The organism is Parashewanella sp. 2304DJ23-3, from assembly GCF_056591695.1.
In genome coordinates this window covers 84253-106586 of record NZ_JBWQOH010000003.1, presented here as the reverse complement: position 1 = coordinate 106586, position 22334 = coordinate 84253, and the positions used below count along the sequence as shown (strand labels likewise).

20 protein-coding genes are annotated in these 22334 nt (G+C 38.1%); 8 read left to right on the top strand and 12 right to left on the bottom strand.

The genetic code is table 11. The annotated features are described in order from the left end of the window. Positions 1–169 precede the first annotated feature (169 nt). From hrpA to AC1EU2_RS08455, 4 genes are all read left to right on the top strand, one after another. The gene (gene hrpA, locus AC1EU2_RS08470) at positions 170–4003 is read left to right on the top strand and encodes an ATP-dependent RNA helicase HrpA (protein WP_480298125.1); all 3834 of its coding nucleotides are present in this window, start codon (positions 170–172) and stop codon (positions 4001–4003) included. Positions 4004–4210: 207 nt separating this feature from the next. Further along, the gene (locus tag AC1EU2_RS08465; protein ID WP_480297773.1) at positions 4211–4729 is read left to right on the top strand and encodes a hypothetical protein; all 519 of its coding nucleotides are present in this window, start codon (positions 4211–4213) and stop codon (positions 4727–4729) included. Beyond that, positions 4719–5867, top strand: a complete 1149-nt coding sequence (locus AC1EU2_RS08460; RefSeq protein ID WP_480297771.1) for a tyrosine-type recombinase/integrase — start codon at positions 4719–4721, stop codon at positions 5865–5867. Before AC1EU2_RS08465 ends, AC1EU2_RS08460 begins: the two co-directional genes overlap by 11 nt. A 53-nt stretch (positions 5868–5920) precedes the next feature. Next, complete coding sequence (locus tag AC1EU2_RS08455; protein ID WP_480297770.1) at positions 5921–6442, top strand: hypothetical protein; 522 nt, start codon at positions 5921–5923, stop codon at positions 6440–6442. Between the two features lie 49 nt (positions 6443–6491). Here AC1EU2_RS08455 and AC1EU2_RS08450 read toward each other — a convergent pair whose 3' ends face one another. Next, positions 6492–7322, bottom strand: coding sequence for a CvfB family protein (locus AC1EU2_RS08450; protein WP_480298124.1), 831 nt, complete (start codon positions 7320–7322; stop codon positions 6492–6494). A gap of 291 nt (positions 7323–7613) precedes the next feature. Between AC1EU2_RS08450 and speA the strand changes: the two genes are divergently transcribed. The 4 genes from speA to pdxH are packed head-to-tail and all read left to right on the top strand — an operon-like array spanning position 7614 to position 12070. Continuing rightward, positions 7614–9527, top strand: a complete 1914-nt coding sequence (gene speA, locus AC1EU2_RS08445) for a biosynthetic arginine decarboxylase (protein WP_480297769.1) — start codon at positions 7614–7616, stop codon at positions 9525–9527. A gap of 36 nt (positions 9528–9563) precedes the next feature. Then, positions 9564–10454, top strand: a complete 891-nt coding sequence (locus AC1EU2_RS08440; RefSeq protein ID WP_480297768.1) for an adenosylmethionine decarboxylase — start codon at positions 9564–9566, stop codon at positions 10452–10454. Positions 10455–10496: 42 nt separating this feature from the next. Then, positions 10497–11429, top strand: coding sequence for an agmatinase (gene speB, locus AC1EU2_RS08435; RefSeq protein ID WP_480297766.1), 933 nt, complete (start codon positions 10497–10499; stop codon positions 11427–11429). Between the two features lie 5 nt (positions 11430–11434). After that, positions 11435–12070 (top strand): pyridoxamine 5'-phosphate oxidase, encoded by a 636-nt coding sequence (gene pdxH, locus AC1EU2_RS08430; RefSeq protein WP_480297765.1) that lies wholly within the window; start codon positions 11435–11437, stop codon positions 12068–12070. 55 nt (positions 12071–12125) lie between these two features. Here the strand turns inward: pdxH and ttcA are convergent, their stop codons facing one another. From ttcA to ccoN, 11 genes are all read right to left on the bottom strand, one after another. Next, complete coding sequence (gene ttcA, locus AC1EU2_RS08425; RefSeq protein WP_480297763.1) at positions 12126–13079, bottom strand: tRNA 2-thiocytidine(32) synthetase TtcA; 954 nt, start codon at positions 13077–13079, stop codon at positions 12126–12128. A gap of 77 nt (positions 13080–13156) precedes the next feature. After that, positions 13157–14086, bottom strand: coding sequence for a universal stress protein UspE (gene uspE, locus AC1EU2_RS08420; protein WP_480297762.1), 930 nt, complete (start codon positions 14084–14086; stop codon positions 13157–13159). A 138-nt stretch (positions 14087–14224) separates the two neighbouring features. Next, complete coding sequence (etrA, locus tag AC1EU2_RS08415; RefSeq protein WP_480297760.1) at positions 14225–14974, bottom strand: electron transport transcriptional regulator EtrA; 750 nt, start codon at positions 14972–14974, stop codon at positions 14225–14227. Positions 14975–15079: 105 nt separating this feature from the next. Further along, positions 15080–15772, bottom strand: a complete 693-nt coding sequence (locus AC1EU2_RS08410) for a sulfite exporter TauE/SafE family protein (RefSeq protein WP_480297759.1) — start codon at positions 15770–15772, stop codon at positions 15080–15082. Then, positions 15765–15956, bottom strand: coding sequence for a cbb3-type cytochrome oxidase assembly protein CcoS (gene ccoS, locus AC1EU2_RS08405; protein WP_480297757.1), 192 nt, complete (start codon positions 15954–15956; stop codon positions 15765–15767). Before ccoS ends, AC1EU2_RS08410 begins: the two co-directional genes overlap by 8 nt. Next, the gene (locus AC1EU2_RS08400; protein WP_480297755.1) at positions 15953–18343 is read right to left on the bottom strand and encodes a heavy metal translocating P-type ATPase; all 2391 of its coding nucleotides are present in this window, start codon (positions 18341–18343) and stop codon (positions 15953–15955) included. Before AC1EU2_RS08400 ends, ccoS begins: the two co-directional genes overlap by 4 nt. A 21-nt stretch (positions 18344–18364) precedes the next feature. Beyond that, the gene (locus tag AC1EU2_RS08395) at positions 18365–18856 is read right to left on the bottom strand and encodes a FixH family protein (protein WP_480297753.1); all 492 of its coding nucleotides are present in this window, start codon (positions 18854–18856) and stop codon (positions 18365–18367) included. Positions 18857–19011: 155 nt separating this feature from the next. Continuing rightward, entirely contained in the window at positions 19012–19989 is a 978-nt protein-coding gene (ccoP, locus tag AC1EU2_RS08390; RefSeq protein ID WP_480298123.1) for a cytochrome-c oxidase, cbb3-type subunit III, read from the bottom strand. 5 nt (positions 19990–19994) lie between these two features. Continuing rightward, the gene (locus AC1EU2_RS08385; RefSeq protein WP_204999797.1) at positions 19995–20162 is read right to left on the bottom strand and encodes a cbb3-type cytochrome oxidase subunit 3; all 168 of its coding nucleotides are present in this window, start codon (positions 20160–20162) and stop codon (positions 19995–19997) included. A gap of 11 nt (positions 20163–20173) precedes the next feature. After that, entirely contained in the window at positions 20174–20779 is a 606-nt protein-coding gene (gene ccoO, locus AC1EU2_RS08380; RefSeq protein WP_480297751.1) for a cytochrome-c oxidase, cbb3-type subunit II, read from the bottom strand. A gap of 12 nt (positions 20780–20791) precedes the next feature. Then, complete coding sequence (ccoN, locus tag AC1EU2_RS08375; RefSeq protein ID WP_480297749.1) at positions 20792–22219, bottom strand: cytochrome-c oxidase, cbb3-type subunit I; 1428 nt, start codon at positions 22217–22219, stop codon at positions 20792–20794. Positions 22220–22334: the final 115 nt, after the last annotated feature.

Below are 22334 nucleotides of genomic sequence, written 5' to 3'. Positions count from 1 at the left end.
TAAGACACATTGTGGTAAGGAATCGTTCACCCTGCAAGCAAAAGAACCATTTTTGCCTGATATTTTGCTGAAATATTGATAATATCAGCTACTTTATTTTTGCAGTTAGGTTTTCATTTTGAGTTCGGCAACAGACTTTCTTTCTCATCAGTATCTTAACCAAGGTTTTATGCTTGATACGGCAAAAATCAGACGCCGTTTGTTTCGTATAAAGAAGCAACCTGACTCTGATAAAAAACAGCAGGAACTTAATCAACTTGCTGAGGCCGCACAATTAGCGAAAGAAAAAGCCGATGAACGACGTGAGAAGCGCCCACAAATCTCTTATCCGGATGCATTACCCGTATCTCAAAAGCGTGACGATATAGCTGAAGCTATTGCCAACAATCAAGTTGTCATTATCGCTGGTGAAACCGGTTCAGGTAAAACGACACAGTTACCTAAAATTTGTCTCGATTTGGGGCTCGGTAGCAGAGGATTAATTGGTCACACTCAGCCAAGACGTCTAGCTGCGCGCTCTGTTGCGACCCGAATTGCTGAAGAAATAAATACACCGTTAGGTGAGGCTGTCGGATTTAAAGTTCGCTTTTCAGATTCAATAAAAGACACCAGTTACGTTAAATTGATGACCGATGGTATTTTACTTGCGGAATTATCGTCAGATAAATTCCTAAACCAATATGATACGTTAATCATTGATGAGGCACATGAGCGAAGCTTAAACATTGATTTTATATTAGGCTATCTCAAAGAAATCCTTAAAAAACGCAGAGACTTAAAAGTCATCATAACTTCGGCAACCATCGATGTAGAGCGTTTTTCAAAGCATTTTAGTAATGCACCAGTTATAGAAGTTTCAGGCAGAACCTTTCCAGTTGAAACCCGCTATAACCCTTTAGTCCGTGAGAGTGGACAAGATTTAGATTTAACTGAAGGTATTTTTGCAGCTGTTGAAGAGCTTATGTCTGAAGGACTGGGGGATATTTTAATCTTCATGAATGGTGAGCGAGAAATTCGTGACACTGCTGAACAACTGAATAAGCAAAAGTATCGGGATACTGAAATTTTGCCTTTGTATGCAAGGCTTTCTTACGGTGAACAATCCAAAGTATTTAAAAGTCATGTTGGTAGACGAATTGTTTTAGCTACCAACGTTGCAGAAACTTCTTTGACTGTACCGGGTATTCGATATGTCATCGACCCGGGTACTGCTCGTATCAGTCGCTATAGTTATCGTACAAAAGTACAACGGTTACCAATTGAGCCAATCTCTCAAGCCAGTGCTAATCAAAGACAAGGCCGTTGTGGTCGTGTAGGCCCTGGTATCTGTATTCGCTTATATGATGAACAAGACTTTTTAAATCGGCCTGAATTTACTGATCCTGAAATATTACGCACAAATTTAGCATCTGTAATCTTGAAGATGCTATCAATTGGATTGGGTGATATTGGTGGATTTCCGTTTATTCAGCCACCTGATGAACGCCATATTAAAGATGGCTTTTTACTGCTAGAAGAACTCACTGCTGTTTCAAAAAACAAAGGGCAATTGAAACTCACACAACTTGGTCGTGAATTAGCACAATTACCTGTCGATCCTCGTTTGGCGAGAATGGTGATCGAAGCCAAAAAAGTTGGCTGCCTACAGCAAGTTATGGTGATCGCAGCTGGGCTGTCAATTCAAGATCCGAGAGAAAGGCCACTTGAAAAACAACAAGCTGCCGATGAAGCTCATAGTAAATATATTGATAAAGAGTCTGATTTTGTTGCTTGGCTGAACCTTTGGACTCATATACAAGAACTCCAAAAAGAATACTCATCCAGCCAGTTTAGAAAAAAGTGTAAATCAGAATATCTTGCATATTTACGCATACGCGAATGGCAAGACCTTTATGCTCAACTCCGCCAAGCGGTTCATGATTTAAAGTGGAAGCTAAACGAAGGTAAAACAGAAGCAGATTATGATTCACTTCACCAATCGATACTTTCTGGACTGTTGAGTCATGTTGGTTTTAAGTCTGAAAATAATGAATATCTTGGTGCAAGAAATCGTAAATTCTTTGTTTTTCCAGGTTCTCCTTTAGCTAAAAAAGGGCCGAAATGGATCATGGCCGCTGAGTTAACTGAAACGTCACGTTTATTTGCAAGAACTTGCGCAAAGATAAATCCAGACTGGATTGAATCTTTAGCTGGTCATTTGATTAAACGGAATTATAACGAGCCACATTTCGAAGCGAAGCAGGGTAGCGTTGTCGCTTTTGAAAATCAGGTACTTTATGGTTTAACTACCGTACACAAACGCAAAATTCAGTTTGGAAAGATAAAACCTGTTGAAGCAAGAGAAATCTTTATTCGAAGTGCTTTGGCTGATGGTGAACTGAGAACGAAAGAGCCTTTCTTTGTTCACAATCAACAACAACTGGAACAAATTGAACAGTTGGAGCACAAATCAAGAAGACGAGATATTCTTGTTGATGAACAAGTACTTGTAGATTTTTATGAGCCATTAATTCCGAACAATATTTATAGTTCAGCCACGTTATATAAATGGTGGAATATTGAAAAATCTAAGAGCCCAAAACTTTTACACTTTGACCCAGAAATGCTATATAAGCGCGATGCGGATCATGTATCAACCTTAGATTTTCCAGATAACTGGATTCAAGATAATTTGACCTTACCAATCAGTTATCAATTTGAACCTGGGAATGAAGATGATGGTGTTTCAATCCATATCCCTGTCGCATTGCTTAATCAAATTGAAGATCGTGATTTTGATTGGTTAGTTCCAGGTTTAAGAATGGAAAAGTGTATTGCACTCATTAAGTCATTGCCAAAAACACTGCGCCGAAATTTTGTTCCAGCGCCAGACTATGCCCAAGCATGTGTTCAAGCAATGAAGCCTTTTGAAACGGATATACTTTCTTCCCTCTGTAAGCAATTACTTAGAATGAGTGGCGTAAAAGTTTTTGCAGACGATTTTGAAACCAGTCAGCTAACGCCCCATTTAATCGCAAATTTTAAAATTGAAGATCATAACGGTAAGCTAATTGAGCAAAGTCGAGATTTGATTTCATTACAGAATAAACTCCAAGGGAAGGTGAAACAAGCCATTCGAAAAGTGGCTGATTCAGGTATTGAAAAAGAAAATATAGAATCTTGGGATTTTGGTGATTTACCAAAACAATTTCAGCAAAAGCGTGGAAACTTTGAAGTAAAAGCATTTCCGGCGTTAGTTGATAATAAAGATTCTGTGGCAATAAAATTATTTGATAATGAAAACCAAGCAAATCAGGCGAATCGAGTTGGTTTACGTAGGTTACTACTATTAAATATTCCATCTCCAGTTAAGCACTTACAGCAGAAGTTGCCAAATAAAGCCAAACTTTCGATGTACTTTAATCCGTTTGGTCAAGTGAATATTCTGATTGAAGATATCATCAATGCAGCAGTTCAGCAGTTGTTAGATGAAAAACAACTCAATGTAAGGAATGAAGACGACTTTAATTCTGCTCGAGATTGGGTAAGGGCAGAGCTAAATACAACGGCTGAAAAAATCGCATTGCAAGCAGAACAAATCTTAACGCTTCATCAAAAAATTAAAAAACGAATCAGAGGAAAAATCAGTTTAGATATCGCCTTCGCAATGAGTGATATTCAAGCTCACCTTGATCGTTTAATTTTCAAAGGCTTTGTTGAAGCAAGTGGCTGGCAGCGATTACCTGATCTGAATCGCTATTTAAAAGCCATTGAAAATCGTCTAGATAAATTGCCGGTTGATCCTACTCGAGATCGCTTGCAGATGCATTCAATCAACAAAGTAGAACAAGCGCTTGAAGCCCAACTTGCTAAAGTGCCAAAACTTGCTTTAATTCCTGAGGAATTACAAGAAGCAAAATGGATGATTGAAGAATATCGAGTTTCTTGTTTTGCGCAGATTTTAGGTACAAAATACCCAATATCAGAAAAACGAATTTTAGTTAAACTTGGTTTAACCAAGTAACTCAATAAGGCTCCTAAATGGAGCCTTTTTTTGCCTAAAACATAGCCGAAATAATTCAATTTGTGTTGGAATCACCCAAATATAAATTGATATAATGCTAATTATATCAACCTATATCTATAAAGCTCATTTTTAATAAATATCAATAATTAAAGATGCCTTTATGGTAGTGGTGCTACTTAATATTAAATTGGAAGTTTGGCTGTAATGAATTTGAATTATAAAACACCTCATTGGGAATATGTTGATGGAAATAAAAAGCGTGGTCGTCCATTGCTATTACTTTCACCAGATGAACTTCCGATTATTACTTCATACCTTCTAAAAAAAGTACGTAGAAACAATGTTGTCTTAAAAAGTGAAAATTACAATGCGAACCTTAGTGATAAAATTGCAAACAGCTATATCTCAGAAACCAGCTTACTTTTAAAATCTCTGGAATCTAAATCTTCATTTGGTGAAACAGATATCGAAACACTTAATCAGATAAATGAAAATTTAAATCGTATATTCACAGAAGTAGGTTGGAGATCGGTGCGTTTCGAACTAAGGCAGATAAAAAAAAGAAATAAACAAGTCCGTATTGAAATACCAAAATACATATATGAGCAACTTGAAGAAATTAAAAATAGCGAGAAACTCGAAAGTTCTAGCGCAACAATTGAATTTTTAGTTGATACATTTCATGATCATAAATCATATTTAGGTTGTAGCGATGAAAATTGAATCGTTAAATGAAAATACACTCTTACCAACCAATTCTGATAATTTATCGTATTATAATCAACTTCAACATCCAAGCGATGGGTTAAAGGCAGAATTACATTCCATCCTAAGTGATTCTCCTACTCAAGAAAATAATGAAAAAATTCAAACTATTGTTACTCTGTTGCTCAGTGAATTTACCTCGTCACTTGAGAATGAATATTTTTATTCTGAGAACTCTAAAAAGAGCATTCAGTTCAATTGGAATAAATTTGTCGAATGGTGTTCAGTCAATTCAGAACGATTTTTACCATCTTCTGTCATCACCTTTGAAAAATTTTTGATTAATAAAAGTAAAACATTAAAGGCAAATTCGTTACAAATTTTTATTTGGTCAGTAAATTCAGTCCACGAAGCGGCAGGGCTACCGTCACCTACTAAAAGTTTTCGTATTCGCCAATTGTTAAAAGGAATTAAAAAGCAAAAATCACGTACAGGGGAAGTAATTTCACAAGTCGCAGCATTTAAAGAAGCCCATTTAGACAAAGTTATAGAGCTCTGGTCTGGGAGTGAAAAATTGGCTGATTTAAGAAATTTAGCATTGCTTTGTTTTTCATATGAAACATTACTCAGGGAGTCTGAATTAGCTCGAATTAAATTTTCAGATTTGAGTTTCAGTAATGATGGACGTGCAATTCTAACGATTCCATTTACAAAAACAAATCATAGCGGCCTAGCTGATAAAGTCATGTTAAGCAGAGAATGTATTAACATATTGAAAAATTATATAAATAAATTAAATAGCCCAATGTCAGGTGTCATTTTCCGTCCTATTTTAAAATCAAATAAAGTAAAATGGCATAACAATTTAAATGAGTATGACCAACAAAAACCGCTTTCTGGTTATTCAATAGATAAAATATTTCAAAAGGCGTTAGTTGATATTAAGCAATCCGATCCATTTATTGTTCATAATATTGAACGCTGGTCAGGGCATTCTGCACGTGTTGGTGCTTGCCAAGATTTATTAGCAAAAGGTCATTCTCATATTGCCGCTCAACAATCTGGTCGATGGAGCAGCATAGAAATGGTTTATCGATACGGTCGCGATATTTTAGCTGAAGATGGTGCAATGATTAAATCACGTTGGGATAGATAAACACTTAGCAAATCTGTTATGGTTTGTTTATCAAAATAATAAATGGATGTTATATGAAGTACATTTCTGGTGTCATTTTTCTGTTAACCGTTGCGGTTGGTATATTCAGTTATCAAAAGCATTTACAACAGTCTGAAATTAATTTAACCCTAAAACAGCAACTCAACTCACTTGAAGATAAGTTAAATTCAAGTGGAAAAATTATCCCTACAAATACCGTTGCTTTCTTTAATTTACAAAATTGCCCAAATGGTTGGGATGTATTTGAACCAGGAAAAGGGCGTTTCACCATTTCGCTTAATGACCAACGTGCAGGTTTATCTGCTTATGAATTAGGTAATATTGGCGGCGAAGAAAAGCATAAATTAACAAAACAAGAATTACCAAGACATACTCACGTTTATAGTGATTGGTATTATGAAGATAGAGGCAAAGATCCTGAGTTTGCTACAGGCCAAGGTGATGATGTTGGTATCCGCTTCAACCAAAAACGACGGACAGAAGCAGAAGGAAATAACGCCCCTCACAATAACATGCCGCCTTACATAGCTTTGCTTCAATGTATTAAAGCTTAGTATTCTGTAATAGCCTGTATTCACAGGCTATTTGTTAGCATTTAAATATTTAAATTAAATGAATTCCATCTTTTTCGATCGTTATGATCTTCGCTTTGAACAAACTGCCTATGGCTTTCTTATAGATTTTTTTGCTAAACCCAAACTCTTTGTAGATGAGCTCAGGATCGCTTTTATCACCTAATGGTAAAAAACCACCTGCTTGTTTGATTTTGATAAGCACAGAGTTCGTGTGTTTATCAAAACTTTGGCTGTCCGCTTTTTGGAGGGTTAAATCAATTTTACCGTCCTCTCGAACACGCTTAACATAGCCAGTAACCTTTTTCCCTATTTTGATATCTTGGAAGATATCATTGTAGAAAACGAGGCCCCAATGCTGATCTTCTATAATGGCTTTGTAACCTAGGTCCGATTTGCCTGCGATAAGCAACTTAACTTCTTGTCCTTCTCCATAGTTTGGCTGAGTTTGATCCAAGAACTTATCTATCTTCATTGATGCAACAATTCGCTCATCAATGTGATTAATATAAGTATAAACAACGTAAGATCGTCCTTCCTCAACACGTTTATTTTGCTCTGCAAATGGCAGTAATAAATCTTTGTCTAAGCCCCAATCTAAAAATGCACCAATCTTATTTGTTGCAATTGCTTTTAGATAAGAAAATTGACCAACTTGTGAGCGGGGTCTTTGAGTTGTTGCTATCAACAAATCTTTTGAATCAAGATATAAGAAAACTTTTAGCTCGTCTCCAACATCAATGTCTTCAGGAACATATTTTTTCGGCAGCAAAACTTGACCAAAATCGCCAGCGTTTAAGTAAGCACCGAAATCGACCAGTTTAACGACTTCCAATGTGGAATATTTACCAAGCTCTATCATCATTTTCTCAATTCTATATTCGAACTGCAGGATTATAAGTGTTTTTTGATATAAATTCATTTTATAATCGCTTTGTTTAAGCATATTTACATGCTTTATTGAGCGTTATTCAATCACCAGTCATGCATTTTTTCATTAATGTTTGTAATCATTATTCTTTAGTTGCAAACCTTTGATCTTCGGTGTCTAATTGCGCATTTTTATCATTCTATTTAGGTAGTGTGGCTGAAATTCATGGTGCTGTTTGTATTTCAAGCGGTTGTAAGTAATAAATAGTTGGACTCATACAATATGAACAATTGGTCTATTGATGATGCAAGAGATGGCTACAATGTTGCGCATTGGAGTCAGGGTTTCTATGGTGTTGATGATAAAGGTGAAGTAAATGTCGCACCTGATCCGACACGACCTGATGATACAATTGGACTTAATAAACTGGCCCAAGATATGGTTGCTGCTGGCATTTCGTTGCCTGTACTAATTCGTTTCCCACAGATTTTACATCATCGTGTTCACAGCCTGTGTAGCGCATTTAATAATGCGATCACTAAATACGAGTATGAAAACGATTACTTATTGGTTTATCCAATTAAAGTTAATCAACAGAAAACGGTTGTTGAAGAAATCCTTGCGAGCCAGCAACAAAAAGAAGTACCACAGCTCGGCTTAGAAGCCGGTAGTAAACCAGAACTAATGGCTGTGCTTGCCATGGCGCAAAAGGCCAGCTCTGTTATTGTATGTAATGGATATAAAGATAACGAATACATCCGTTTAGCATTAATTGGTGAAAAACTCGGACATAAAGTTTATATCGTTTTAGAAAAAATGTCTGAACTTGAGATGGTGTTAAAAGAAGCTAAAGATTTAGGTGTAACACCAAGATTAGGCTTACGAGCTCGACTTGCGTTTCAAGGAAAAGGTAAATGGCAAGCCAGTGGTGGTGAAAAATCAAAATTCGGTTTGTCTGCTGCTCAAGTACTTACAGTTATTGAGCAGCTTAAGCAAGCAGATATGCTTGACTGCTTACAGCTTTTGCATTTTCATCTTGGTTCTCAGATAGCCAATATTCGTGATATTCGTCAAGGAGTTAGTGAAGCTGCTCGATTTTATTGTGAGCTTCGTAAACTCGGAGCAAATATTGACTGTTTTGATGTTGGCGGTGGCCTAGCAGTAGATTACGATGGTACAAGAAGCCAGAGTAACAATTCGATGAACTATGGTCTCACCGAATACGCCAATAATATTGTGCATGTACTGATGGATATTTGTCATGAATATGACCAACCAATGCCGAGAATCATCTCTGAGTCTGGCCGTCATCTTACTGCGCATCATGCCGTTTTAATTACAGATGTTATTGGTACAGAGGCTTATCAAGCTGAAAATATACAACCTCCAGAAGAAAATGCACCAGTACTGCTGCAGAACATGTGGCAATCTTGGGAAGAATTGAAAGGCCGTGCTAATCAGCGTGCGATGATTGAAATCTATCATGACACGCAAAGCGATCTTGCAGAAGCCCATTCATTATTTGCATTAGGGCAATTATCATTAACAGAAAGAGCATGGGCAGAACAGACTAATTTACGCATCTGCCACGATATTCAAGGGCTGTTAAACAGTAAAAATCGCTATCACCGTCCAATTATTGATGAGCTGAATGAAAAGCTTGCTGATAAATTCTTTGTGAACTTCTCATTGTTTCAGTCTTTGCCTGATGCTTGGGGTATTGATCAAGTATTCCCCGTATTACCACTTTCTGGTCTCGATAAACCAGCGAAACGTCGTGCAGTAATGCTTGATATTACTTGTGACTCTGATGGTATCGTTGACCAATATGTAGATGGACAAGGCATTGAAACGACACTGCCTGTTCCTGCTTGGAATGCTGATAGTCCTTACTTGATTGGTTTCTTCTTAGTTGGAGCTTATCAAGAAATTCTCGGGGATATTCATAATCTATTCGGTGATAGCCATTCAGCGGTTGTTCGCGTTGATGATGATGGTAATAGCTTCATTGAGTCAGTTTTACCTGGCGACACTGTAGCTGATGTCCTCAGGTACGTTAATCTTGACGCATTAGGTTTTATGCAGACCTATGAAGATCTGGTTACCAAGCACATATCAGAAAGTGAACGAGAAAGTATTCTAGGAGAACTAGAAGCAGGTCTTCAAGGTTACACATATTTGGAAGATTTTAGATAAAGGAGGAGACTCCTTTTTGAAAAGGCTCAGAGCTACATGTTTTTTGAAGGAACAGAAAAAAAATTAAAACTTACTGTATCTGAGCCTAGCGTTTCTTTAAGAACGCTGGGGTTTGATTTTTGGCAGCTTGTTGTTAATCGAGCTAACGCAGAAATCATATCTGTGATAAGTAATGATCAATGTGACGCATATATCTTAAGTGAATCTAGTTTGTTCGTTTGGGATAAAGAAGCATTGATGATTACATGTGGCCGTACTGTCTTAATTAATTCTATTCAAGCGCTTGTTGATGAACTCGGTGAAGATGCGTTTGATTCTTTGATTTATCAAAGGAAGAATGAAATTAGCCCCGAGCTTCAAAAAACGACATTTCAGCAAGATATTAAAGTATTACAACAACAGTTAGGTGGATCTTCTTATCGTATTCAGACAGTAGATTCTCATTGTCACCATTTATTCGTTCATAACCCTAACAAACAATTCAAATGTTTTGAGTTATTAATGTATGACATTGATACAAAGACTATTTGTAATTTAACAGAGACTAACGTCGATAAAAAATACATCAGAGAGCTACTTGAAATTGACGTGTTGTTTCATGACTACCTAATTGATGACTATTTATTTTCCCCCTTCGGTTACTCTGCAAATGGGATAAAAGGGGATGAGTATTTTACTATTCATGTCACACCTCAAGTACCGAATTCATTCATAACCCTTGAAACAAATTTGTCTGATACTGAGAGATATCAGCAGATCGTTCAGAAACTATTAGTCAATCTACATCCCAAATTCTGGGATTGTATATTTTTCAATTCCTTTTTACCTCACACTAATTTTAATCTTGGTAAACATTCCATTACGGAAATAACTTCTGAGAATGGAATTGATGTAAAATATCTTCATTATCAAGCAACAGAAAAATAGAATTTCTTTTATTTACGCAATTAAAGAGATTTAGGAGCAACAATGACAACCTTAGCAGATAAACCAGATTACTCGTTGTACTCAAATGCATTCGGTTATTTGCGTCAACCACTTAATTTCAGACCACTAGAAAGTGATGCAGATGTTGTAGTGTTAGGCTTACCATTCGATATGGCTACGACAGGGCGGTCAGGCGGAAGAATGGGGCCAGGCGCAATACGTAATGCATCAACTAATTTAGCTTGGGAAGCAAAACGTTGGCCGTGGCAATTTAATTTAAGTCGCCATATATCCATCGTTGATGCCGGAGATCTTGTTTTTGATTGTGGCGATGCTCAAGACTTTACACAAAGAGTTGAAGATTTTGCTACACAAATCGTCGAGTCTGATAAAGCGCTATTAAGCTTTGGTGGTGATCATTTCGTTACGTTACCGCTTTTAAGAGCCCATTTTAAGAAGCATGGAAAAATGGCTCTCATACACTTTGATGCGCATACTGATACCTATGATCAAGGCAGTAAGTATGATCATGGAACGATGTTTTATCATGCACCAAATGAAGGCATTATTGACCCTGCACACTCAGTTCAAGTTGGCATTCGGACCGAATACAATTACAAAAACCATAAATTCAAAGTCATTGATGCTGGCACAGCTAACGACTTAAGTGTTGACGATATCGTAAGCCAAATAAAAGCTCGAGTGGGTGATCTTCCTGTATATCTTACGTTTGATATAGATTGTATTGATCCAGCTTTCGCACCAGGTACAGGTACACCTGTATGTGGCGGTTTAAGCAGTGATAAAGCACTAAAAATCGTGAGAGGCTTAAAAGGGCTCAATATTGTCGGTATGGACGTAGTTGAAGTAGCTCCAGCATATGACTCATCAGAAATTACAGCATTAGCAGGTGCTACACTTGGTTTAGACATGCTTCATGTATGGGCATTAGGTAAAGATTTAATTAAGGAATAAGCTGTATGGATTTATCTGAGGTTCGTCGTGAGTATCTAAAAGGCGGGTTGCGCAGTTCAGATCTGCCAAATGAGCCTTTTGCTTTATTTGAAAAGTGGATGACCCAAGCTAAAGAACTACAATTGCTTGATCCTACTGCAATGGTTGTAGCAACAGTAGATGAAAATGGTCAACCTTATCAACGCATTGTTTTGCTCAAACGTTTTGACAAAAACGGGTTTGTATTTTTTACCAACTTAGAAAGCCGTAAAGCACAACATTTAGAAGGCAATAACAAGGTCAATTTGCTATTTCCTTGGCATAATATCGAACGACAAGTTGCGATAACCGGCCAAGCAACGAAACTTTCCACTGCTGATGTACTGAAGTATTTTGTTACTCGTCCTAAAGAAAGTCAGATTGCAGCATGGGTTTCTAAGCAGTCGCATAAGCTAACAGCACGACAGGCTTTAGAAATAAAGTTCAAGGAAATGAAGCAAAAGTTCGCTGATGGAGATGTACCGTTACCAAAATTTTGGGGTGGATATATTGTAAAACCTGAATCAATCGAATTCTGGCAAGGTGGAGAGCATCGATTGCATGACAGATTTTTATACACAAAAGATCATGATGATTGGAGCATTGATAGGCTAGCACCTTAAGAATCCTTTACAAAAAAGTCCTTTGTTAAAAAGGACTTTTCTTTTTAAGCATCACTCATGGTGTGAATGTATTAACAACATCAATTCTCTGTGTTTCATCTAAATTAATGTGTCCGTTATTACTCACATCAACAAAATCAAAAGCTGGTAAATCGGCATCAGCAACAAAACCACTTTTTGTATTTGCATCAGGGTTCTGCTTTAACGATAAAAAGTCGAATTGATTGCGGTCGACACCTTGTGATGGCGCAGTGTTTTGCATCGCTGTAAATATGGTTTCGATTCGACCTGGTTGCTGTTTATCCCACAGCGTTAGCATATCTTTAACTTCTTGACGTTTCAGGTTTTCTTGTGAACCACATAGGTTACAAGGGATAATCGGAAATTGCTTTAATGTTGCATACTCAGCAATATCTTTTTCACGGCAATATGCTAATGGGCGAATTACAACGTTTGCACCATCATCTGATAAAAGCTTAGGTGGCATGGCTTTCATTTTTCCGCCATAAAACATATTCAGAAACATGGTTTCAATTATGTCATCTCTATGATGGCCCAGTGCAATTTTAGTTGCACCGATATGTTGAGCAAAACCATATAGGGTTCCTCTACGCAAACGAGAGCATAACGAACAAGTCTTTTGACCTTCTGGAATTTTCTCTCTCACAATTGAGTAAGTGTCTTTTTCAAGTATATGGTAAGCAATGCCCAAAGAATCTAGGTAATTTGGTAATACATCTTCAGGAAAGCCTGGTTGTTTCTGATCTAAATTTACGGCGAGTATTTCAAAGCTAATCGGAGCTCTTTGCTGAAGGTTTAAAAGAATGTCTAACATGGCATAACTGTCTTTACCACCAGATAGGCAACACATCACTCGATCACCATCTTCAATCATGTTGTAGTCAGCAATCGCACTACCGACTTCACGACGAAGTCGTTTCTGTAACTTATTCATTCGAGTTTGTTGTTTTTTTGCTTCTTTTGTTACTTCTTGTATGTCTACCAACATAAAAAAACGCGCCTTCAGCTAACTTTAGGCGCGTATTATTCCAATAAAGCTACAGCGGGTAAAGAGGAAAACAGGCTTTAACTTTCTAAAGGTGATTTATATCCTTCAGGTTTTAATGTTAAGAGGTCACAATTGATGTTATCAATGACATGTTCCGCAGTATTTCCAATAAGAGCGGCTGATATTCCCGTTCTCCCCACAGTTCCTAGTATCACTAATTCAGCATCTAATTCTTGAGCTAATTCAGGAATTACATCTTCAGGTAATCCTTCTCGCGCATGACAAAATTCGCTCGAAATATTGTGACTTGATGCGATTTCTGACAGCTGCTTTTCATGTTGTGTTCGCATTGACTCGTTATAGCTAAATGCATCAAAGTCGGGCAGTTCTATTGAAATATTTACTGGTGTCCCTGGATAAGCATTTACAAGATGTAATTCAGCATTGAATTTAGATGCTAAATACTGACCATATAAAATAATTTCATTGTTCAGAGATTGGTGAGCTTCGTCTTCATCACCTGTATTTACCGCACATAAAAGCTTTCCGCTTACAGGCCATTCGTGTTCTTTGACCAAAAGAACGGGCTGAGGAGCTTTTCTTATTAAATGCCAATCCGTAGGTGTGAAAATGACAGATTTCAATTTGTCGTGTTCGTGAGTACCTTTGATAATGAGATCGCAGTCATTTTCGATAGCATGTTCGATGATGCTTTCAAAAGGGCGATTGTGCCACACCACACATGAAGAAATATCTAAACCTTCGGATTTATATGGCTCAATGAGATCGTTTATCCACGCTTTTCTTTGATCGATAACGCCTTGACGCATGGCTTCACGTTCTTCAGAAGAAAGTATCGAAGTCATTTCATAAGAGAAGTCAAAAATAGAGAGAAAAACAGTAATTTTTGATGAGTGTTTATGTGCGAGCTCAATTGATCTTTTTAGTGAAACTTGATGTTCCGCAGTAGGATCTAAAACAACTAATAACTTCTTATATTCCTTCATAAGATACCCTCATTAATAATTTAAGATACTTAAAAAATAACATAGATTAGCTTGCCTTCAAACAAACTAATCATTATGAGAGTAACGAAAAGGAATTAAAAAGAAGTGTTCTTGTCTTAAATCAAAGATAAGGTTATTTTATCGGCCAATTCTAGCCGTTCCAGCTAGTTCTTTGAGCTCATCGAAGCTTTTGATAGTAATATATTTACCATTAACTTCAATAAGTTCAGACTTTTGAAAACGACCTAAAATACGACTAATAGTTTCAACGGTCAATCCAAGATAATTGCCTATATCAGTACGTGTCATAGTCAGACGGAACTCTTTTGGTGAGAAACCACGATTACCAAAGCGAGTCGCAAGATTACTGATAAACGCAGCTAAACGCTCTTCAGCGCTTTTCTTACTCAACAATAGAATCATATCTTGATCATTCATGATTTCACTGCTCATCAAGCGCATGATCTGCTGACGTAGCTTTGGCATTGTAGCGGAAAGGTCATCAAGAGTTGTAAATGGGATCTCACAAACCATAGAAGTTTCGAGGGCTTGAGCAAAACTTTGGTGAGAGCTTGAACTGATCCCATCAAAGCCAACGACATCACCAGCAAGGTGAAAGCCCGTGATTTGTTCTTCACCCTGTTCTGTAATGGTATAACTTTTAATCGTACCTGATCGAATCGCAAATAAAGATTTTAGTTCATCGCCAGACTTAAATATCAATTCGCCTTTTTGAATCGGCTTTTTTCGTTCAATGATATCGTCTAATTGGTCAAGCTCATTACTGTTTAAAGCAACAGGTATACATAATGTACTCATGCTGCAATCATGACAATGAATCGTACAGCCAGAACTGCTTTTTTTAGGTTTTTTTATATCAAGTGGCATTTCATTCTCACAATCTGAAAGCTAATTTTAGGTACAGTGTCAAAATGAGCATATGATGCCTGCAAGTGTCGAAATCATCAAGTGTTTATAACAATTAACTAACGCTTATATTTGATTATATGCAACAAATAATGTCTGAATTCCAAACAAAATGATGAAGATACCACTCATTAACCTAACTGATTTTTTTTGTATCCAAGTTGCTAGTGTTTTTGCTGCCAGTCCCGTAGATAACATCGCAGGGAATGTTCCTAATCCAAAGCAAAACATGATTAAAGCACCTGATACAGCAGATCCTGATGCAACCGACCATGTAAGCGTTGAATAAACTAACCCACAAGGTAACCAGCCCCATATCATGCCTGCAATAATGGCTTTTTTAGGTGTTTGTATCGGTAAAAACTTTGATGCGGTAGGGCTTATTTTCGACCACAAGTATTTTCCAATAAATTCTATTTTCGTTAAACCAAACCATAACTGTGCAATATATAATCCAGTAACGATCATCATGACACCAGCGAACACGCGTAACCAGACTAAATAATCATCAACATTGAAAAGGTGAGAAAGCGTTGCAGCTGAACCGCCTAATAAGGCACCTGCAATTGAATAACTGACAATACGCCCAAAATTGTAGGAAAACTGCAATTTAAGCTGTTTTAGGAGTAGGTTTTCACCAATTTTGATCGCTGATTGTTGTGAAGCAAATGATGCGACTAAACCACCACACATACCAACACAATGCCCTGCGCCCATTAGGCCAACAATAAACGCACCTAAGAAGCCGTAATCAGTCATCAACTTTTTCTTTTTGCTGTTGCGGCTGTGATGGAGTCTCATCAATATCATCTTCAAATAAAATAGATGACCCCTGACGATTCAAATCATCAAACTGCTCGGACTTTACTGCCCAGAAAAAAACAACAACGGCAATAGCTACAAAGAGCATAGCAATAGGAATTAAAACATAGATTATGCTCATGAAGGGTCCTTTAATAATCTTAAGCTGTTTGAAACCACGATTAATGAACTTGCAGACATACCAATCGCTGCGACGTAGGGTGCAATATTACCAGACATAGCCAAGGGCAGAACAATAACGTTATAACCTAACGCCCACATCAGGTTTTGCTTAATAATTCTTGTCGTTTTTTTCGCAATCGAAATAGCTTGAATAAAGCGGTGTAATTTATCACCCAATAGGATGAGATCTGCACTGTTTTTAGCAATAGCGGTACCACTGCCCATTGCAATACTCAAATCAGCACCAGCAAGAACCGGCGCATCATTTATTCCATCACCGAACATAGCAACCTTATTACCTTTATTCTGAAAGGCTTGTACGAGTTGAAGTTTTTGCTGTGGAGATAAGCCTGCGTGTGATTCATCCACTGAAACATCTTCTGCAACTTTTCTTACTTGACCAGAATTATCACCACTTGCGATACAGGTTCTAAGACCTAAAACATTCGACTCTCTTACTGTACTTTCAGCGTCTGAGCGTAACTTATCTTGTAGAGTTATTTCTGCAATTATTATCTCGTTCTTAGTTAACCAGATATATTGATTGTAATCAGATTTAACTTGAGAATTTGTCAGCACCTCATTGCCGATGCAGTAATTGTTGCCATTTATTATTCCGCGAATGCCTTGTCCAACCACATGCTCGATTGATTCAGCAACTGTAGACTCCACTTTATAAGGTGAAAATACTTGAGCGATAGGATGCAATGATTCTTTTTCAAGCGCAGCACTAATGGCTAAAACTTCATTTTCAGTTTCATTACCAAAAGTTTTGACATTAGCTATCTTTAATTCGCCGTAAGTAAGAGTGCCTGTTTTATCAAATATGACCGTATTTAGCTGTGGTAATAATTCAAAAACCCCTGATTTTCGGGTAATGATACCCATCTTAGTAAATGTCGAGATCGCACAAGTTACTGCAGTCGGCGTAGCTAATGCTAATGCACAAGGGCAGGTAGCTACGAGTACAGATAATGTCACCCAAAATGCATCTTCTGGTGAAATAAAGAAATGCCAAGCTAAATAAGTGAGTAAGCTTAATGTCAGTACTGCGGTCGAGAAATATCTTGATAATTTATCAACTAAGTAAGAAATTGCAGGGCGGTTGTTAGAAGCTGCCTCTTGAAGCCTAATGATTTCAGCAACAAATTGATCTTTGCCTACTGCTGTCACTTCAATTTTAAGTGGTTGATCAACATTAATGGTTCCAGCAAATACTTTCTCGCCTGCTGTTTTATTTACCGGTAAGTTTTCACCAGTAAGCATGGACTCATTAATACTCGATATACCATCAAGAACAATACCATCAGCAGAAACAAGATCACCTGGTTTCACTAATATTATATCGCCTAATTTTAATTGTTTGGCAGCGACTTCTTGTATGTTTTCACCATCAATTAAATGTGCTGTTAACGGTACAAGCTTGTGCAAGTTACTTGAGTTAACAGAGGCCTTTTGTTTTGCTTTCTGTTCAAAGTACCGACCAAGTAACAAGAAGAAGGTAAACATGGAAACCGATTCAAAATAAACTTCCCCAGTTCCGTTATACGTGGCCACACAGCTAGATATGAACGCACCTCCAATCGCAATTGATACTGGCACATCCATATTAATGTTTTTCGAGAGAAGGGCGCGTATCGCACTGAAATAAAATGGCTGTGCTGAATATAGAGCCACAGGTGCGGCAAAAATCATACTCACCCAGCGAAAGTAATCTCTAAATTCGCTGTCTAAATCGGTGAAGTAACCGGTGTAAAGCGCCAATGCAAACATCATCACTTGCATTGTAGAAAAGCCTGCAAGACCTAAGCGTAATAAAAATTGACCACTATTCCGTTTAGCTTTAGCTTCTTCCTCGTCGGCTTGATAAGGCGCTGCAACATAGCCAATTGAGGCAATGACTGCCAAAATTTGGCTTAGCTTGATTTGATTATCGTCCCAAGCAAGTAGGGCGCGCTGAGTTGTGGAGTTAACATTGATAGAAATAATGCCTTGTGCCTGTTTTAACTTGTGCTCTATCAACCAAGCACAAGCTGCACAAGTAATGCCGTCTATGGATAGTGACACATTTGATACGTCAGAATCCTTGTAAACAAAGTCCTGCTGTACTTCCTCAAGATCATAAGCACTAAAAGTGTTTAATTGTTCTGGAACGATATCAGATTGCTTGGCACCTGGCTCGGTTCTAAATTTATAATAATTTTTTAGACCTGCATCCATGATAGCTTGTGAAACCGCTTGGCAACCAGGGCAACACATTTTTTGAGGCTCATCATTGATGATGGTAATAAACTGTGAGCCTGATGGAACAGGCTCACTACAATGAAAACAACGCTCTTTGTTCATAGACGCTTTTCCGAAACTAGATTAATTTAACCAACGTTCTACGCCATCGTCTAATGTGAAACGCTTTTGCAATCTCCAGGTATGATCAAAGCTTTCTAGGCGAATTTGCCAATCACCTCTAACTTGTTTTGGGAAGGTGATGCGATAATTTGAATTACCGTCTGCAACAGCAAGTTCTTTATAATCACGTTCTTGAATGGTTGGATGATAAAACTCAACATTTAATGCTGCTTTGTAAGGCTCACCACCATGCTGTTTGATTAGCACTTGATTACCTTCAACGGTTATTGAAAACTGGAGTCCCATAGCTCGTGCTTTTTGCTCGCGGTGCTTGTCCAGATTAATGCCTTTGCCTTTTTTGTAATAGTCATCAGCAACGAGGTTATCGGAATATTTTATTGCGATGATTAATGTTGCAATACTGGCAGCAACGACAATTAGAGGGAGAATAATAAGGAACCATGGCCAAAATTGCTTATACCAAGGCTGAACCTTTTCCATCGTTTTTTGCATGAGAACTTCCTAATTAATTACAACAAACTCTTTAATGAACTCTGTCTTTCAAAATTCAGTAAAAAGTTCGATATCGATTCTACAATCTTTGATAACCTGAATCATTAAAAAAAAGGCCTCGATTACCACCGAGGCCTTTTTTTAATCAGTCTTGATTATTTTTGATGAGATAAGCTGTAAACGTAAGCAGTAATTACGTGAACTTTTTCTTCACCAAGAACATCTTTCCATGCTGGCATAGCACCACTACGACCGTGTTTAATACTGTCGATAATAGATTTACGTGAACCACCATATAACCAAGCTTTATCTGCTAAGTTTGGTGCACCCATAAATTTATTACCTGTGCCGTCCATGCCGTGACATGCGAAGCAACCTTTCATAAATGATGCTTTACCTTCAGCAGCAAGTTTAGCGTCAAACTTACGGCCAGATAATTCAAACAAATATTCAGCTAAGCCTGGTAATTCGCTGTCCGCAATTGGTAAACCACCTTTAGGAGGCATCATACCATTACGTCCATTCATGATTGACGTTTTGATAGTCGCTAAGTCACCACCATACAGCCAAGAATTATCTGCTAGGTTAGGGAAGCCTTTACTACCACGTGCATCAGAGCCATGGCATTGAGCACAGTTTTGAATGAACAAACGCTTACCAACATTTAGAGCATCTTTATCTTTTACTAACTCTTCAAGTGGAGTGTTTAAGTAAGCAGCGAAGATAGGGCCATATTTTTCGTTAGCCTTTTTTACTTCCTGGTCATACTGCACATAAAGGCCTTGTTCTTCAGCTGCTTTTACTGCGGCTTTTGAATCTTCTTTTGCGCTAACACCTTTCACATGGCCAATGCTTTGGTTAGAACTGCTCCAACCTAATTGACCTTTGAAGTTACCAAGTCCTGGATAAAGCGCCAAATACGCTAAACCAAATACGATGGTGATGTAAAACATATAACTCCACCATTTTGGTAGTGGGTTATTCATCTCTTCGATGCCGTCGAAAGAGTGGCCCATAGACTCACCTTCTTCAACACCCGTTGTGTTTTTGGAGCACCAACGTAATAGGACAAAACATCCTGCGATTACAAATAATGAAATTACTGTAATCCATATACTCCAGAAGCTACTCATTAACATTATTTTTGCTCTCCTGAGTCCTTATCTTTTTCTTCATCAGAAAAAACAAGGTTAGCTGCTTCATCAAAATTATCTTTTTGACGAGAGCTATAAGCCCAAGCAAATATACCGACAAAGACGAGCATCACAATGATTGTAAGTATTCCCTGTAATGTGCCGTAATCCATATATTGCCTCCTTATTTGAGGGCGTGCCCCAACGACTGTAGATAAGCGATCAGTGCCTGCATTTCAGTTTTACCTTCAACAGCAGCTTTTGCACCGGCAATTTCAGCGTCTGTATATGGAACACCGAAATTACGGAAAATTTCCATCTTGTCAGCCGTTAAATCACCGTCAATCTTATTCTCAGCAAGCCAAGGGAATGCTGGCATATTTGATTGTGGTACCACTGCGCGAGGGTCTAACAAATGAACTTCATGCCATTTGTCACTGTAACGACCACCTACACGAGCTAGATCAGGACCTGTACGCTTTGAACCCCACTGGAAAGGGTGGTTCCATACAGATTCACCAGCAACAGAGTAGTGACCATAACGCTCAGTTTCTGCACGTAAAGGACGAATCATCTGGCTGTGGCAGTTATGACAACCTTCACGGATATAAATATCGCGACCTTCAAGCTGGAGTGCTGTAAAAGGCTTTAATCCTTCTACGGGCTCAGTTGTATCTTTTTGAAAAATTAGTGGGGTGATTTGTACTAAACCACCAAAACTAATTGCAATTACAATAAAGATAGCGAGTAGGCCGACGTTCTTTTCAATAAATTCGTGATTAAATTTCATCGTTTCTACTCCTTATGCTTCAGCTGGTTTAGGCAAAGAGCCTTCAGGGGCTTTAACAGTCTTAATCACGTTGTATGCCATTAAGAACATACCAACTAAGAAGAATACACCACCTAAGAAACGAACAAAGTAGAATGGGTACGATGCTTCAATACTCTCAACGAAACTGTATGTTAACGTTCCGTCAGAGTTAACTGCACGCCACATTAGACCTTGCATCACACCTGAAATCCACATTGATACGATATAAAGAACAGTACCAATTGTTGCCAACCAGAAGTGAGTATTGATTAATTTAACGCTGTACATGCGACCTTGATTAAATAGCTTAGGAATCATGTGGTACAGAGCACCAATAGAAACCATAGCAACCCATCCAAGTGCACCTGAGTGAACGTGACCAACCGTCCAATCGGTATAATGAGATAGAGCATTAACAGTCTTAATTGCCATCATTGGGCCTTCGAAGGTAGACATACCATAGAAAGACAATGAAACAATTAGGAATCGCAGAATTGGGTCAGTACGTAATTTATGCCATGCACCTGACAACGTCATAATACCGTTGATCATACCACCCCAAGATGGAGCAAATAAGATCAATGACATCACCATACCTAAAGACTGAGTCCAGTCAGGTAACGCTGTGTAATGAAGGTGATGAGGACCAGCCCAAATATAAAGAGCGATCAATGCCCAGAAGTGAACAATCGATAAACGATATGAATAGACAGGACGACCGGCTTGTTTAGGTACGAAGTAGTACATCATACCTAGGAAACCTGCTGTTAATAGGAAACCTACAGCGTTATGTCCATACCACCACTGAACCATTGCGTCTACAGCACCGCCGTATAACGAGTATGATTTAAACATACTTACTGGTACAGCCATAGAGTTCACAATGTGCAAAACGGCAACGGCAATAATGAAAGCACCAAAGAACCAGTTCGCTACATAAATGTGAGAGGTGGTTCGTTTTACAATGGTACCAAAAAACACTATCGCATAAGACACCCACACTACGGCGATTGCGATATCAATTGGCCATTCTAATTCTGCATACTCTTTACCACTAGTAAAACCTAGGGGCAGGGTAATTGCCGCAGAAAGAATGATTGCTTGCCAACCCCAGAATGTAAACGCAGCCAATTTAGGTGCGAACAAACGAGTTTGACAGGTACGTTGAACTACATAATACGATGTAGCAAATAGAGCTGAAGCACCAAACGCAAAAATAACTGCATTGGTATGTAAAGGCCGTAAACGGCTAAACGTTAACCAAGGAGTTTCGAAGTTTAGTGCCGGCCAGATTAACTGAGCCGCAATTAAAACACCTACTGCCATACCAACTATTCCCCACAACACGGTTGTAAGGGCAAATTGGCGGACTACGGTGTAATTGTAATCAGCGCCTTGAGGCTGGGAATGGTTCATCATAATGCTTCCACTGCTTATTACTTTTACTTATAGTTTTAGTAAAGCCATGCTTTACCTGTTAAATGACACTAATGATTACTTTTTGTTAAAAATTAACCAGTAAGTGCCGCTGAGA